Raw genomic sequence first — 14,327 nt, 5'->3', positions numbered from 1 at the left:
CGTCTTTGATATCCGGCGCAACGATAAACATCGTGCTTGGCTTGCGGACCACGGGGGCTTTGAGGGCGGATGGGTTGAGGTAGTGATCGAGCGCTCGGTTAGCGGCGTCGTGAAGCTTTTTTGAATCGAGGGATTCGTAGGGGGAAACGTTGTCGGTTTCTGGGGGATTCGGGGTTGCTTTGAACATGATTACACCTCTGGATGAAATGGAGCCACTTCCAAATTGCCGCGATGCAATTTGGGGTGGCAGCTGTACGCGGGTTCGCGGACCGATCCCAGAGGCATATCTCGGCATACCCGAAGGTATCCCGCGCACAGTCGCCATGATACGAAACGACAGACACCCAAAAGTGTTGTTGTTTGGTGGAGCGATTATGCCTCAAGAAACGAGCCGCGACGCCCGGTCGCTGAATTGTCAGCGACGGACAAAGGCTAGAGACGCAGCGTCCGACGGGCAACCTGAAAAACATGTGGGAAGGTTCTGATGTTTTTACTGATCGATAAACATCGTTGCCTCTGAGGCCGCCTTCGCGAGCAAGCCCGCTCCCACAGTTGAATCGTGTGCATCCGGAAGAAATTGGTCGGCTGTCAGACCGCCCTCGAAAGGCCAATGGCGATCCCCGTAGGAGCGAGGCTTGCCCGCGAAGGCGGCGTGTCAGGCGATATCAATGTTGAATGTTAGAAAGCTTTCGCGGGTAAGCCTCGCTCCTACAGTGGAGCCGCGTATGTACCGGATAATCAGGCAACAGGCCGCCACTGCCCCGCCATATGCTCAATCTCCCCCGCACCCATCAACTGAAAATCCCCGCTGGACCCCGCCGCACTGGACATCAGCGTCACTTCACTGGGAAGGCGCACCGGTTTCCTGAACTGCACCGCAATCTCGACGTTGGCCGTTGGCAAATGATCGGTCAGGGCTGCCAGCGTACGTGCCTTGTTCCACAGGCCATGGGCGATGGCGCTAGGGAAACCGAAGAGCTTCGCGCTGATCGCACTGAGGTGGATCGGGTTGTAGTCTCCGGACACCTTGGCGTATCGCCGGCCAATGTCCGCAGGCGCTTTCCAGTGGGCCACTTCGGTCAGCAACAATGTCGATGCAAACGCTTCCTCCACAGGCTCGCCTTCCAGTTTGACGCCGCGACAGAGCATCTGGCTTTCAGCCTCCCACAGCGGCCCCAACTGATCGTCGAGCGTCGTCACCAAATCGAATGTCGCCCCCTTGGCATGGGGTTGCAGGTTCTGCACCTTCACACTGATCCGCACCCGGTGCACACCACCCATGGGGCGCAAGATGCGGATGCGATTGCTCAAGTGAATCAGCCCCAACAGCGGGAACGGAAACGCTTTGGCGGTAAGCAATTGCATCTGCAAGGCAAACGCCAGGATGTGTGGATACGTCGGTGGTAGCAGCCCGTTGTCGGCGAAACCACAGACTTTTCGATAAGCTTCCAGGCGTTTCGGATCGACATTGACCCAGCAGTGATAACCCAGGTCGGGCAATGTGGTGCCGGTGATTTTGCGGCGCGTTGCCGCCTTCACATACAGCGTTTGCAGGCCCGGTTCGCTATGGAGAGTGTGCCAGTCGGTGGTCATGATCAGGCTCCCAAAACGCTTTGCCCGCAGACGCGCAACGCTTGCCCGGTAAACGCTCCGGTGCCCGGTTGTGCCAGCCAGGCCACGGCTTCGGCGACGTCTTGTGGCAGGCCGCCCTGGCCCAACGAACTCATGCGCCGTCCGGCTTCGCGCACGCCGAAGGGCAGGTGCGCGGTCATCTGGGTTTCGATGAACCCTGGCGCCACGGCATTGATGCTGATGCCGCGCTCACTCAGCAGCGGTGCCCAGGCCTGGGCCAGGCCGATCAATCCGGCCTTGCTCGCGGCGTAATTGGTTTGCCCGCGATTGCCGGCGATGCCGCTGATGGACGCCAGCAGGATTACCCGGCCGTTGTCGCGCAAGGTGCCGCTGTCGAGCAAAGCCTTGGTCAGTACTTGCGGCGCGTTGAGGTTGACCGCCAGCACCGCGTCCCAGAATTCCGGGGTCATGTTGGCCAGGGTTTTGTCCCGGGTGATACCTGCGTTGTGGACCACGATGTCGATGCCATCGGGTAGGTGTTCGATCAGTTGTGTGGCGGCGTCTTCGGCGCAGATGTCCAGCGTGATGCCGCGCCCGCCGAGGCGTGCGGCCAAGGCGTCGAGATCGGCTTTGGCCGGTGGCACGTCGAGCAGGATCACCTCGGCGCCGTCGCGGGCCAGGGTTTCGGCGATCGAGGCGCCGATGCCGCGAGCCGCGCCCGTCACCAGTGCCTTGCGTCCCGACAAGGGACGACTCCAGTCCATCACCTGCGTCTCACACGCCTTCAGGCGAATGACTTGCCCGGAAATGAACGCGCTTTTGGGCGAGAGGAAAAACCGCAATGGGCCTTCCAGCTGATCTTCGGCACCTTCACCGACATAGATCAGCTGCAAAGTGCCGCCGCTGCGCAGTTCCTTGGCCAGCGAACGGCTGAAACCTTCCAGTGCACGCTGTGCGCTGGCGGCGAACGGGTCGCTCAAGGTCTCCGGCGCCCGGCCAAGAATCACCACATGCGCATGGTGGTCGAGGTTTTTCATCAGCGGCTGGAAGAACTCGCGCAGCTGTTTCAACTGATCGACCTGCACCAGGTCGCTCGCGTCGAACACCACGGCTTTGAGTTTCTGGCCGTGACCGGGAATCCACGCGGTAGCCAGGGTCGGATCGGTGCCGTAGCTGTAAATCGTATCGGTCAGGCGGTTGCCGAGGGTGCTGACTTTTTCCGCCAACGGGCCACCGCCAATCAACAGCGCCCCCTCGATAGGCCGCAGCCGGCCTGCTTGCCAGCGTTCCAGTCGTACCGGCGACGGCAGACCCAGGGCTCCGACCACACGATGGCCGATGGACGAATTGGCGAAGTCGATATAGCGGTCAGACATGGATCATGCTCCAGCAACTGGGATTAAAAGTGTGGACCATGAACGGCAATTAGTCGTTCGATCCGCGAGATACGGCCTACGCTTGAACATTGCAGGTTAGTTTGTAACGGGACTTTCGGGGAGCGCAGAACCTGTGGGCGCGGGCTCTTGTGGCGAGGGGGCTTGCCCCCGTTGGGGTGCGAAGCGCCCCTGAAAACAGTCACCACGATCTTGAATTTAGAAAGTGCTGACTGGTTTTACGACTGCTTCGCAGTCGAACGGGGGCAAGCCCCCTCGCCACAAAAGCCCGCTCCCACAGGAGTGTGTTCACAATTGAATATCAGGAAGGAGAGCTTTTTCATGACTCAGCTGCGTCGCGTCGCGATTATCGGTGGTAACCGTATTCCCTTTGCCCGGTCCAACGGGCCGTACGCCACTGCCAGTAACCAGGCGATGTTCACCGCAGCGCTGGAAGGCCTGATCGAGCGCTACAACCTGCACGGTTTGCGCATGGGCGAAGTGGCGGCAGGCGCGTTGCTCAAGTATTTGCAGGACTACGGCCTGACCCGAGAGTGTGTACTGGGCTCGCGGTTGTCGCCGACGACACCGGCCTACGACATCCAGCAAGGCTGCGGTACGGGGCTGGAGGCGACGTTGCTGGTGGCAAACAAAATTGCTCTGGGTCAGATCGAATGTGGCATTGCCGGTGGCGTTGATACCGCCTCGGACGTGCCGATCGGCGTCAACGAAAGCCTGCGCAAGCTCCTCTTGCAAGCCAACCGCGCCAAAAGTACCGCCGACAAACTGAAAACCTTCCTGCAATTGCGCCCTCGACACTTGATGCCCGACTTTCCAAGCATTGGCGAGCCGCGTACCGGCCTGTCGATGGGCGGCCACTGTGAGTTGATGGCCCAGACCTGGAACATCCCGCGTGCCGAGCAGGATCAACTGACCCAGGAAAGCCATCAGAAAATGGCCGCGTCCTACGCCGAAGGCTGGCACAACGATTTGATGACGCCGTTCCTCGGCCTGACCCGGGACAACAACCTGCGCCCGGACCTGACCCTGGAAAAACTCGCCTCATTGAAACCGGCCTTCGAGAAAAGCGCCAAGGGCACCCTGACCGCGGGCAATTCCACGCCACTCACCGATGGCGCGTCGGTGGTGCTGCTGGGGAGTGAGGAATGGGCGAAAGAGCGCGGCTTGCCGATCCTCGCCTATTGGCGCGACGGCGAAGCGGCGGCGGTGGATTTCGTTAATGGCGCCGAAGGGCTGCTGATGGCGCCAGTCTATGCGGTGCCGCGTTTGCTGGCGCGCAATGGCCTGACCTTGCAGGACTTCGATTATTACGAAATCCATGAAGCGTTCGCCGCGCAAGTGCTGTGCACGTTGAAGGCCTGGGAAGATCCGGAATATTGCAAAACCCGACTCGGCCTTGACGCACCGTTGGGCTCCATCGACCGCAGTCGCCTCAACGTCAAGGGCAGCTCACTGGCCGCCGGGCATCCGTTTGCCGCCACCGGTGCACGCATCGTCGCCAACCTGGCGAAGCTGCTGGACGCGGCGGGCAAGGGTCGAGGGTTGATCTCGATCTGCGCCGCCGGCGGTCAGGGCGTGACGGCGATTATCGAGCGCTGATTGCTGATTGCGGATTATTGGGGGTTGAGCACTGCCGCGCGTTGCTGCGCGGCCAGTTCCCGGTTGCGGTTGGCGTAACCCTCGGCCATCACCGAGCAGACGATCAGCTGCAACGGGTGATAGATCATGATCGGCAGCAGGATCAAGCCAAGGCCGGGGTTGGCGCCGAAAATCAGCGCCGCCATCGGTGCACCGGCCGCCAGGGATTTCTTGCTGGCGCAGAACACCGCAGCAATCTCATCGGCGGGGCTGAACTTCAGCGCGCGAGCGGTGCGGGTGGTCATCCACAGGATGATCGCCAGCAAAATCGCGCTGCCCAACAGCGCAGTCAGAATCACGCTGTTGCCCTGTTGCTGCCACATCCCCGAGATCATCGAGTTGCAGAACGCCGCGTACACCAGCAGCAGGATCACCAGTTTGTCGGCGATGTTGGTGTAGCGCTTGTGCCGAGCGAAAAACTTGCCCAGTAACGGCCGCAGCAATTGCCCGAGCACCAGCGGCAATAGCAGCATGGCGCATAAATCGAGCAGGGTTGAGCCCAGATCAATGCCACCCGCGCCGCTGCCGACCACGAAACTCACCAGCAACGGTGTCAGAAAAATCCCCAGCACGCTGGACAGGCTCGCGTTGAGAATTGCTGCCGGTACGTTGCCGCCCGCGCTGCCGGTGAGCGCCACGGACGAGGAAATGGTCGAGGGCAGGGCGCAGAGGTAGAGGAAGCCGAGCATAAGCAGCGATGGAAGGTGCGAGCCCAGCAACTTGTAGCTCAGCAGCCAGATCAGCGGAAACACCGCAAAGGTGAAGGCCTGAACCATCACGTGCAGCTTCCAGTTTTTCAGCCCGTGGCGGATCTGTTCGCTGGAGAGGTTGACCCCGTGCAGGAAGAACACCAGAAACACGCCGACGTTGATCACGTACTCCGCGTGCATCCCGCCGCCGGTGGCGCCGAAGGTCGGGAAAAAATACGCCAGCAGCGTGGCGATCAGCATGCCGCACAAGAACCAGTCGGTGACCACGCGTTTGAGGTGTTTGAAGGCATGCATACCGGCACCGAATACGTTTGTAAGAATTGATGACTTAGCCTAACGTCGGCTCCATCAGCCGTCTTGCGACATAAGGCCAATCAATGCCGACTAACGGACAAATTTCCCTCGAGCGCACCATCCCGGCACTTACGGCGTTGCCGCGTCCGCTGTATGCACGAGCGGAAAGTCTGAACGCCGGTTCGTGGACACCGCCTCATCGTCACGATTGGGTGCAGTTTTCCTACGCCATCAGCGGCGTTCTTGGCGTGCATACCGCCGAAGGCAGTTTCTTTGCACCGCCGCAGTGGGGCATCTGGATTCCGGCGGATCTCGAGCATCAGGTCGTGACCTCGATGCGAGCCGAGATGCGCAGCCTGTACGTGCGCCGCGAGGACTGCCAATGGGCGGACGGGCGTTGCCGGGTGCTGGAAGTCACGCCATTGGCCCGGGAGTTGATCAAGCGTTTTTGCCTGCTTCCCGTGGAATATCCACAGGGCGACAGCCAGGAGGCGCGATTGGTGGGCGTGCTGCTGGATCAGTTAGCGAGTCTGCCCGAGGTGGGGTTTTCCCTGCCGCTGCCCCGGCATGAACGTTTGCTGGGCTTGTGCAACGAGCTGATCGACAGCCCTGAGCGCAATGCGACCCTGCAGGAATGGGCCGAGCGTTTGGGCTCGTCGGAGAAAACCCTGATGCGCTTGTTCCAGCGTGAAACCGGGTTGAGCTTCCGCGGCTGGCGGCAGCGCATGCGGCTGCTGTCGTCGCTGAGTTTGCTGGAGGAGGGGAATAGCGTGACCAATGCCGCGCTGTCTTGCGGGTATGACTCGACGTCGGCGTTTATTGCCGCGTTCAAGGGGTTGTTCGGGTTTACCCCGGGGGAATTGTTTAGGCAGTGATGACGCCTTCGCGGGCAAGCCTCGCTCCTACAGGGATCGCATCCGACACAAAACCTGTAGGAGCGAGGCTTGCCCGCGAAGAGGCCATCACATTCAACATCTCTGTTGGCTGACAGTCCGTCTTCGCGAGCAGGGTTTTGCGCTGTCCTTGTGAGAGCGAGCCTGCTCGCGATTGGCCGCGAAGCGGCCACCGGGATTTTGGATCAGGTCCTGAACCGTCGAACCAACCCATCCAGCTCATTCGACAACCCAGCCAGGCTCTGCGAGTCCAGGCGCGCCGAGTTCGCCAGTTCTGCCACCAACTGCGCATCGCCATGAATCTGGCTGATGTGGCGATTGATGTCTTCCGCCACTTGATGCTGTTCCTCAGCCGCCGTGGCGATTTGAGTGTTCATGTCGCGAATCACATCCACCGACTCACGAATCTGCCCGAAGCTGCTGCGCGCTTCGCCGATACGGGTCACCGATTGCTGAGACACTTCCAGGCTGGCATGCATTTGCTGGGTCACCTGGCTGGTGCGCTTGGCCAGGTTGCCCAGCAGACCGTCGATTTCCGCCGTGGAATCGGCAGTCCGTTTGGCCAAGGCGCGAACTTCATCCGCCACTACCGCAAAACCACGACCCTGTTCACCCGCCCGGGCCGCTTCGATGGCGGCGTTCAGTGCCAGCAGGTTGGTCTGTTCAGCGATGGAACGAATGGTCCCGAGGATCGACTGAATGTCGTTGCTATCGCGCTCAAGCTGTTGCATCGATTGCGCCGACTGTTCGATTTCCTGGCTCAAGCGATCAACACTGCTCACTGCGGCATCGATCTGCTGCTGACCTTCGCGCGCCTGGCGCTGGCCGCTGTCGGCCGACTCGGCGGCCTGGCTGCAGGAGCGCGCGACTTCGTTGGCGGTGGCGACCATTTCGTGGAACGCCGTGGACACCATATCCACCGCTTCACGCTGGCGCCCGGCGGCTTCGGCCATGTCGCTGGACACCTGCGTCGAGCTCTGGGAGGTGGCGAGGATCTTGGTCGCGGCGCCGCCGATGCTCTGAATCAAATTGCGAATCGCCGCCAGAAACTGGTTGAACCAGTTGGCCAGTTGAGCCGTTTCGTCGCTGCCACGGATTTGCAGGTTCTTGGTCAGGTCGCCTTCACCCTGGGCGATGCCCTCCAGACCGCTGGCCACGCTGCGGATCGGCCGCACGATCAGGCTGGCGAAGCTGGCGCCGACGATGGCGAAGAACACCGCCAGTACCGCCGCGATGATCGCGATCAGCCAGGTCAGTTGAGTGGCCGAGCTCATCACGTCGGTTTGCTTGATCAGGCCGATAAAGGTCCAGCCCAGTTGTTCCGACGGCCAGACGTTGGCCATGTAGCGCTCGCCATTGAGTTCGACTTCTACCAAGCCTTTGCCGGCCTTGGCGAGTTGCGCGTATCCGTCGCCGAGACTGGTCAGGGCTTTGAAGTTGTGTGCTGGTTGCTTCGGATCGACCAGTACCGTGCCGGTGTTTTCCACCAGCATCAGGTAGCCGGTTTCGCCGAGTTTGATCTGTTTGACGATTTCAGTGAGCTGCTTGAGCGTCACATCAATGCTGACCACGCCGCCGTTGGTGCCCAGCTTGTTGTCGATGGTGCGCACGGTGCTGACGTAAGTCGCGTCATCCTGAGCCCAGTAATAGGCCTCGGTGCGAAACGGTTTACCGGGTTTGGCCTGCGCGGCCTTGTACCATGGGCGCTGGCGCGGGTCGTAATTGCTCAGCTTCGCGTCGTCCGGCCATGACACGTAACCGCCCGCCGCCGTACCGAGGATGGCGTAGGCGTAGGCCGGGTGGCTGTTGCCCAGGTCCTGGAGGAGAGCGAAGACCTTTTTGTCCGACTCGCCTTGTGGAATGCTCTCGGCGTTGGCGCTCATGTAGGTCTTGAGGCTGTCGTCGGAGTTTTTGATCAGCGGTTGGGTGGCCAGGTAATCGACGTTCTGGCTGATGCCGTCAAAGAACAGTTGCATGGCATTGCTGACCTGACGAATCTCGCGGCCGCTGCCATCGACAAAATTATCCTTGGCATCGCTGCGCAAGTTCAGCACCACGAGGGTGGCGACCAGCACCACGGGCAAGCAGGCGATGATTGCAAACGCCCAGGTCAGCTTCTGTTTGATGTTCATCCGCGCTCCAGTTTTTTCTTGTAGGCCCACGCAGTGCAGATGACTCGCGGATTATTGGCAGCCGAAAACGTTCGATACCCCGATCCTTGAGTGCGCCCTCGTTATCATTGTCGGGGCGATTGTCGGACAATTCCTTTTCTCTCTAATGACTTCGGCTGAGGAACGTGGAAATTGAGGCCGGTTGAGAAAAATCCGGCGAAGGGTAGGGGCTACGTGTCAGATTCTGTCGCAAATGCCCTTGTAGCCCTTCATCAACAAGTGGCGCAGGCTCAGCTATGATCTTGAGCGGTCGATGAGTTGTGTCTGATTAATCCGGCACATTGTGTGCTTCTTGATGTTCATGGGAACGTTCATAGGTCGGCAACCCCTCCCGCGAATGAGTGGATTGCCGTATAACGAATGACTTTCGCGTGTTTGGTAATAAAGGACCCACAATAAAAGCTGATGAAGACTCCAAAACGCATTGAACCCCTGATCGAGGACGGTCTGGTCGACGAGGTGCTGCGCCCACTCATGAGTGGTAAAGAAGCAGCTGTTTATGTGGTGCGCTGCGGCAACGAGCTGCGTTGTGCCAAGGTCTACAAGGAGGCGAATAAACGCAGTTTTCGTCAGGCGGCCGAGTATCAGGAAGGCCGTAAGGTGCGCAACAGCCGGCAGGCTCGAGCGATGGCCAAGGGCTCCAAGTTCGGCAAGAAAGAAACCGAAGACGCCTGGCAGAATGCCGAAGTGGCGGCGTTGTTCCGTCTGGCCGGTGCCGGTGTGCGAGTCCCCAAGCCGTATGACTTCCTCGAAGGCGTGCTGCTGATGGAACTGGTGGCCGACGAGTACGGCGATGCCGCGCCGCGTCTGAACGATGTGGTGCTGGAGCCGGACCAGGCGCGCGAATATCACGCGTTTCTGATTTCGCAGATCGTGCTGATGCTGTGTACCGGTCTGGTGCACGGTGACCTGTCCGAGTTCAACGTGCTGCTGACGCCGACCGGCCCGGTCATCATCGACTTGCCGCAAGCGGTCGACGCGGCGGGCAACAACCACGCGTTCAACATGCTGGAGCGGGACGTGGGCAACATGGCGTCCTACTTCGGTCGCTTTGCACCGGAGTTGAAACGCACCAAGTACGCCAAGGAAATGTGGGCGTTGTATGAAGCCGGCACCTTGCACCCGGCCAGTGTGTTGACCGGCGAGTTCGACGAGCCGGAAGAGCTGGCGGACGTCGGCGGGATCATGCGCGAAATCGAGGCGGCCCGTCTCGATGAAGAGCGTAAGCAAGCGATCCGCGCTGCGGACGACGCGCCACCGAGCAAAGCCGAAGAACCGCCTCCGCCCTGGATGCAGTGATCGGTTGACCCAAAACCCGGCTTCGGCCGGGTTTTTTGCAGGTGCTTTTTTGGGACCGCGTCGTCTGCATCGCGGGCAAGCCCGCTCCCACAGGTTTTGTGTCGCCCCCGGATTCTATGATCGACACCTGACCTGTGGGAGCGTGGCTTGCCCGCGATGGCGTCAGACCAGACAATCCACAACGGCGATACTTACCACACTCAAGGACTGAATGTGAACTCCACCCGCAATGCCCAACTGATCATCGCCGCCCGGCTGATTTCGGACTTCGGCGCTTTCCTCAACATGGTTGCCCTGGCCACCTACGTCTACCTGCTCAGCAACAGCGCCATGAGTGTCGGGATCTTCCTGGCCAGCCGTGTAGCCGGGGGGATCTTTGCCAGTTTGATCGGCACCCGGTTCTATCGCCGCTGGGCCGGGCGCCTGCCGATGATTGCCTTCGACCTGCTGCGCGCCGGTTTGCTGGGCTTGCTGCTGGTGTTGCCGGTCATCCAACAAGCACTGCTGCTACCGCTGATCGCGTTCGGTCTGGGGTTCGGCAATTCGATGTTCGCCATTGGCCTCAACAGTCAATTACCGCACATGATCGATAAGGCGCAGCTGCTCAAGACCAACGCCTGGATGACCTCTGCATCATCTGCGGCGATGGTCGGCGGGAGTCTGGTGGCGGGGTTGTTGGTGGCGGGGTTTGGCTTTGAAACGGTGTTTGCCCTGAACGTGGCCACTTACCTGCTGGCGGCGTTGTTGATTGTGCCGCTGCGGTTTTCCAGACCTGCACCCAGTGATGAACCCCTTCAGCAACAAGGCGAATGGTCGGCCCTGCGTCAGGGTTTGCGCACAGCGCCGGTGCTGGCGACGATGCTTGCCGTCGCGATGGCCGATACGCTTGGCAGCGCCGCACACAATGTCGGCCTCCCGATCATTTCAAAACTGCTGACACCCGAGTCGGCCAGCACCACCCTGGGCCTGATGCTGGCGGTCTGGGCCAGCGGAAAATTCATCGGTGCGCGAATTGCCAGTCGCCTGAAAGGTACGGACAACGCGCACCTTGAACGGCGATTCTTCTTCGGCGTTTTGCTGATGTCCTGCGGCTTCATCCTGATGTTCCAACAGCAGACGCTTTACGGCTTGCTGCTGTTTTCGTTGCCCGCAGGCTTGGGCGACGGGTTCTCGGAAGTAGGCCTGATGTCGCGTCTGCAACGTGAACCGGACAACCTGCGCTTGCCGATTTTCAGCTTTTTGACGCTGCTGCAAATGACCGGGTTCGGTATCGGCATGTTGATCGCCGCGCCGTTCTATTCGTGGTGGACGCCCGGCGCAGTGGTGCTGTTGTTCCATGGTATTCCCCTCACCACGTTGCTGGTGGCGAAGGGGTTGGCGCTCAGGAATGGACGGGTTCGGCGCAGCAGCCCGACGCCAGCTCCTTGAGGATCGGGCAGTCCGGGCGGTGGTCGCCGTGGCAATGCTCTACCAGGTCTTGCAGGGTGTCACGCAGTTGGCCGAGTTCGCGAATCTTCTGGTTCAGCTCGTCGATGTGCTGACGGGCCAGCGCCTTCACATCGGCGCTGGCGCGCTGACGGTCTTGCCAGAGGGTCAGCAGTTTGCCGACTTCCTCCAGCGAAAAACCCAAATCCCGAGAGCGCTTGATGAACGCCAGAGTATGCAGATCGTCGTCGCCATAGACCCGATAGCCGCTGTCGGTGCGATGGGCCGCCTTGAGCAGGCCGATGGATTCGTAGTAACGAATCATCTTCGCGCTCAGACCGCTCTGGCGGGCCGCTTGGCCAATGTTCATCGGTCGTCCTCCAAGTCTTTGGGTTTCCAGGTTTTCAACAGTAACGCATTGCTGACCACGCTGACGCTCGACAGCGCCATGGCTGCGCCGGCCAGCACCGGGTTGAGGAAGCCGAACGCCGCCAGCGGCAGGCCGATCAGGTTATAGACGAAGGCCCAGAACAGGTTCTGGCGAATTTTCGCGTAGGTCTTGCGGCTGATCTCCAGCGCCGCCGGCACCAGCCGTGGATCGCCGCGCATCAGGGTGATCCCGGCAGCGTGCATGGCGACGTCAGTGCCGCCGCCCATGGCGATGCCGATGTCTGCCGCAGCTAGTGCTGGCGCGTCGTTGATGCCGTCGCCGACCATTGCCACCACGCCGGTTTTTTTCAGGGCGGCGACGGTGGCCGCTTTGTCTGCCGGCAGGACTTCGGCGTGGACGTCGCTGATGCCCAGTGCCTCGGCGACCACCTTGGCGCTGCCGCGGTTATCGCCGGTCAGCAGATGGCTGCTGATGTTCCGTGCATTCAGCTGTTGCACCGCTTGCAAGGCGCCGGGTTTGAGCGTGTCACCGAAGGCGAACAGGCCGAGCACTCGTGGTTCAGGGCTTTGTTCGATGAGCCAGGACAGGGTCCGGCCTTCGGTTTCCCAAGCGGTTGCAGAGTCGGCCAATGGCCCGGCGCTCAGTCCGCTTTCCTCCAGCAGACGCCGATTGCCCAAAGCCAATCGCCGACCGTCGAGACTGCCGGCAATGCCTCGCCCGGTCAGCGATTGACTGTCGCTGACATCGGCCACGGTCAACCCGCGTTCGGTGCAGGCATCCAGCACCGCCTTGGCCAGCGGGTGTTCACTGCCGCGTTGCAGCGCCCCGGCCATTTGCAACAAGGCCGCTTCGTCACCTTCGATGGCCCTCAGATGAGCGATGCGCGGCGCACCCGAAGTCAGTGTGCCAGTCTTGTCGAACACCACGGCGCTGACTTCATGGGCACGCTCCAGAGCTTCAGCGTCCTTGATCAGAATCCCGTAGCGCGCCGCCACACCCGTGCCGGCCATGATTGCCGTCGGCGTGGCCAGCCCGAGTGCGCAAGGGCAGGCAATCACCAACACCGCGACCGCGTTGATCAATGCGGTTTCCAGTGGCGCGCCGTACAGCCACCAACCGAGCAGGGTCGCCAGCGCAATCAGCAGAACCACAGGCACGAACACCTGGCTGACTTTATCCACCAGTTTCTGGATCGGCGCTTTCGCCGCCTGCGCGTCTTCGACCAGGCGGATGATCCGCGCCAGCACGGTTTCTGCGCCGAGCGCCAAGGTCTGAACCAGCAGCCGACCTTCGCCATTGATGGCTCCGCCGGTGACCTTGTCGCCCGGTTGTTTGGGTACAGGCAGACTTTCGCCGCTGATCAGTGCTTCATCGGCGTGGCTCTGGCCTTCCACAACGATGCCATCCACCGGGAAGCGTTCGCCGGGTTTGACCATGACCAGATCGTTGAGGCGCAAAGCGCTGATCGCAACCTCCTGCTCACGGCCATTGATCACCTGAATAGCTCGCTCCGGACGCAAGGCTTCGAGGGCGCGGATGGCGCTGGCGGTCTGGCGCTTGGCACGGCTTTCCAGGTATTTGCCCAGCAATACCAGGGCGATCACCACCGCCGAGGCTTCGAAATACAGGTGCGGCAGGCGACCGGCGGCGGTGGCCCATTCGTAAACGCTCAAGCCGTATCCGGCGCTGGTGCCCAGGGCCACCAGCAAATCCATGTTGCCGGCGCCGGCGCGCACGGCTTTCCACGCAGCGACATAGAAGCGTGCGCCGAAGACGAACTGCACCGGCGTCGCCAACGCGAACTGCACCCACGCCGGGAGCATCCAGTGCACGCCGAAAGGTTGCAGCACCATTGGCAGCACCAGCGGCAAGGCGAGGGCGATGGCCGCCAGCAAAGCCCAGCGTTCACGGTGCAGTCGTTGTTGTTGATTGTCGATTTGCGGGTGTTCGACTTCCCAGACGCTGGCGGAGTAACCGGCCTTGGTCACGGCGCCGATCAGGGTTTGCGGGTCGACCTGGCCGAGCAATTCGAGGTGGGCACGCTCGTTGGCCAGGTTGACGCTGACACTTTTGACCCCCGGCACCTTGGCCAGTGCCCGTTCGACGCGGCCGACACAGGAGGCGCAGGTCATGCCGTCGATGCTCAATTCCAGAGTCTGCTGTGGCACGCTGTAGCCGGCCTGCTGCACCGCGTCCATCAAGGCCGGCAGGCTGTCGCTGGGCGCTTGAACCCGGGCCTGTTCGGTGGCCAGGTTGACGCTGACGGCCGTGGCGCCGAGAACTTTGCTCAAGGCACGCTCGACACGCCCGGCGCAACTGGCGCACGTCATGCCGGCAATCGGCAGATCGAAAGTAGTGGATTCGGACATCGGTCACGCTCCCTGTAGAAATTACCTACAGGATCAACCTTGCCATGCGGGCAAGGTCAAGCGCCAGTCTGCAAATCATCTCGCGACTCTGCACCTCGTAGGAGCGAGGCTTGCCCGCGAAGGGTCCATAACAGTCACCATCGATGCTGACTGTTATGGCCTCTTCGCGGG

Annotated in this window: 10 protein-coding genes and 2 pseudogenes; 4 read left to right on the top strand and 8 right to left on the bottom strand. The window is 61.1% G+C overall.

Annotated elements, in window-relative coordinates; all coding sequences use genetic code 11:
• The 3 genes and pseudogenes from PMI30_RS30305 to PMI30_RS25285 all read right to left on the bottom strand — a co-directional run.
• Window positions 1–187, bottom strand: a pseudogene (locus PMI30_RS30305) (DUF6124 family protein); the annotation flags it as partial.
• A 551-nt stretch (window positions 188–738) separates the two neighbouring features.
• On the bottom strand, window positions 739–1,593 hold the full coding sequence (locus PMI30_RS25280; protein ID WP_008006346.1) for a MaoC family dehydratase: 855 nt from the start codon (window positions 1,591–1,593) through the stop codon (window positions 739–741).
• A 2-nt stretch (window positions 1,594–1,595) separates the two neighbouring features.
• Window positions 1,596–2,948, bottom strand: coding sequence for a 3-oxoacyl-ACP reductase (locus tag PMI30_RS25285; RefSeq protein WP_008006344.1), 1,353 nt, complete (start codon window positions 2,946–2,948; stop codon window positions 1,596–1,598).
• Window positions 2,949–3,266: 318 nt separating this feature from the next.
• On the opposite strand from PMI30_RS25285, the gene PMI30_RS25290 reads away from it, so the two are divergent.
• Window positions 3,267–4,565: an acetyl-CoA C-acetyltransferase gene (locus PMI30_RS25290; protein ID WP_443216280.1), complete on the top strand. Its 1,299-nt coding sequence runs from the start codon at window positions 3,267–3,269 to the stop codon at window positions 4,563–4,565.
• A 14-nt stretch (window positions 4,566–4,579) separates the two neighbouring features.
• Here the strand turns inward: PMI30_RS25290 and PMI30_RS25295 are convergent, their stop codons facing one another.
• The gene (locus tag PMI30_RS25295; protein WP_008006342.1) at window positions 4,580–5,608 is read right to left on the bottom strand and encodes a bile acid:sodium symporter family protein; all 1,029 of its coding nucleotides are present in this window, start codon (window positions 5,606–5,608) and stop codon (window positions 4,580–4,582) included.
• Between the two features lie 83 nt (window positions 5,609–5,691).
• Here PMI30_RS25295 and PMI30_RS25300 point away from each other — a divergent pair, with 83 nt between their 5' ends.
• On the top strand, window positions 5,692–6,483 hold the full coding sequence (locus PMI30_RS25300; protein WP_008006340.1) for an AraC family transcriptional regulator: 792 nt from the start codon (window positions 5,692–5,694) through the stop codon (window positions 6,481–6,483).
• A 203-nt stretch (window positions 6,484–6,686) separates the two neighbouring features.
• Here PMI30_RS25300 and PMI30_RS32060 read toward each other — a convergent pair whose 3' ends face one another.
• Window positions 6,687–7,415, bottom strand: coding sequence for a methyl-accepting chemotaxis protein (locus tag PMI30_RS32060; protein WP_370694720.1), 729 nt, complete (start codon window positions 7,413–7,415; stop codon window positions 6,687–6,689).
• Window positions 7,416–7,544: 129 nt separating this feature from the next.
• A pseudogene (locus PMI30_RS32055) lies at window positions 7,545–8,633 on the bottom strand (cache domain-containing protein); the annotation flags it as partial.
• Between the two features lie 444 nt (window positions 8,634–9,077).
• Between PMI30_RS32055 and PMI30_RS25310 the strand changes: the two are divergent.
• The gene (locus PMI30_RS25310; RefSeq protein WP_007907116.1) at window positions 9,078–9,971 is read left to right on the top strand and encodes a PA4780 family RIO1-like protein kinase; all 894 of its coding nucleotides are present in this window, start codon (window positions 9,078–9,080) and stop codon (window positions 9,969–9,971) included.
• A 213-nt stretch (window positions 9,972–10,184) separates the two neighbouring features.
• Window positions 10,185–11,399, top strand: coding sequence for an MFS transporter (locus PMI30_RS25315; RefSeq protein ID WP_032834876.1), 1,215 nt, complete (start codon window positions 10,185–10,187; stop codon window positions 11,397–11,399).
• Here PMI30_RS25315 and cueR read toward each other — a convergent pair.
• On the bottom strand, window positions 11,353–11,766 hold the full coding sequence (gene cueR / locus PMI30_RS25320) for a Cu(I)-responsive transcriptional regulator (RefSeq protein WP_008006334.1): 414 nt from the start codon (window positions 11,764–11,766) through the stop codon (window positions 11,353–11,355). The two genes, PMI30_RS25315 and cueR, sit on opposite strands and share 47 nt — an antisense overlap.
• Complete coding sequence (locus PMI30_RS25325) at window positions 11,763–14,156, bottom strand: heavy metal translocating P-type ATPase (protein WP_008006332.1); 2,394 nt, start codon at window positions 14,154–14,156, stop codon at window positions 11,763–11,765. Before PMI30_RS25325 ends, cueR begins: the two co-directional genes overlap by 4 nt.
• Window positions 14,157–14,327 lie beyond the last annotated feature (171 nt).

Origin of the sequence: Pseudomonas sp. GM50 (assembly GCF_000282375.1) — a bacterium.
In the GTDB taxonomy this organism is placed as follows: domain Bacteria; phylum Pseudomonadota; class Gammaproteobacteria; order Pseudomonadales; family Pseudomonadaceae; genus Aquipseudomonas.
This window is presented reverse-complemented; position numbering and strand designations above follow the sequence as displayed.

Coding starts and splice junctions, on each gene's coding strand:
- PMI30_RS25310 (WP_007907116.1), top strand. CDS start 9,078: ATGAAGACTCCAAAACGCATTGAACCCCTGATCGAGGACGGTCTGGTC.
- cueR (WP_008006334.1), bottom strand. CDS start 11,766: ATGAACATTGGCCAAGCGGCCCGCCAGAGCGGTCTGAGCGCGAAGATG.
- PMI30_RS25325 (WP_008006332.1), bottom strand. CDS start 14,156: ATGTCCGAATCCACTACTTTCGATCTGCCGATTGCCGGCATGACGTGC.
- PMI30_RS25280 (WP_008006346.1), bottom strand. CDS start 1,593: ATGACCACCGACTGGCACACTCTCCATAGCGAACCGGGCCTGCAAACG.
- PMI30_RS25295 (WP_008006342.1), bottom strand. CDS start 5,608: ATGCATGCCTTCAAACACCTCAAACGCGTGGTCACCGACTGGTTCTTG.
- PMI30_RS32060 (WP_370694720.1), bottom strand. CDS start 7,415: ATGGTGTCCACGGCGTTCCACGAAATGGTCGCCACCGCCAACGAAGTC.
- PMI30_RS25285 (WP_008006344.1), bottom strand. CDS start 2,948: ATGTCTGACCGCTATATCGACTTCGCCAATTCGTCCATCGGCCATCGT.
- PMI30_RS25300 (WP_008006340.1), top strand. CDS start 5,692: ATGCCGACTAACGGACAAATTTCCCTCGAGCGCACCATCCCGGCACTT.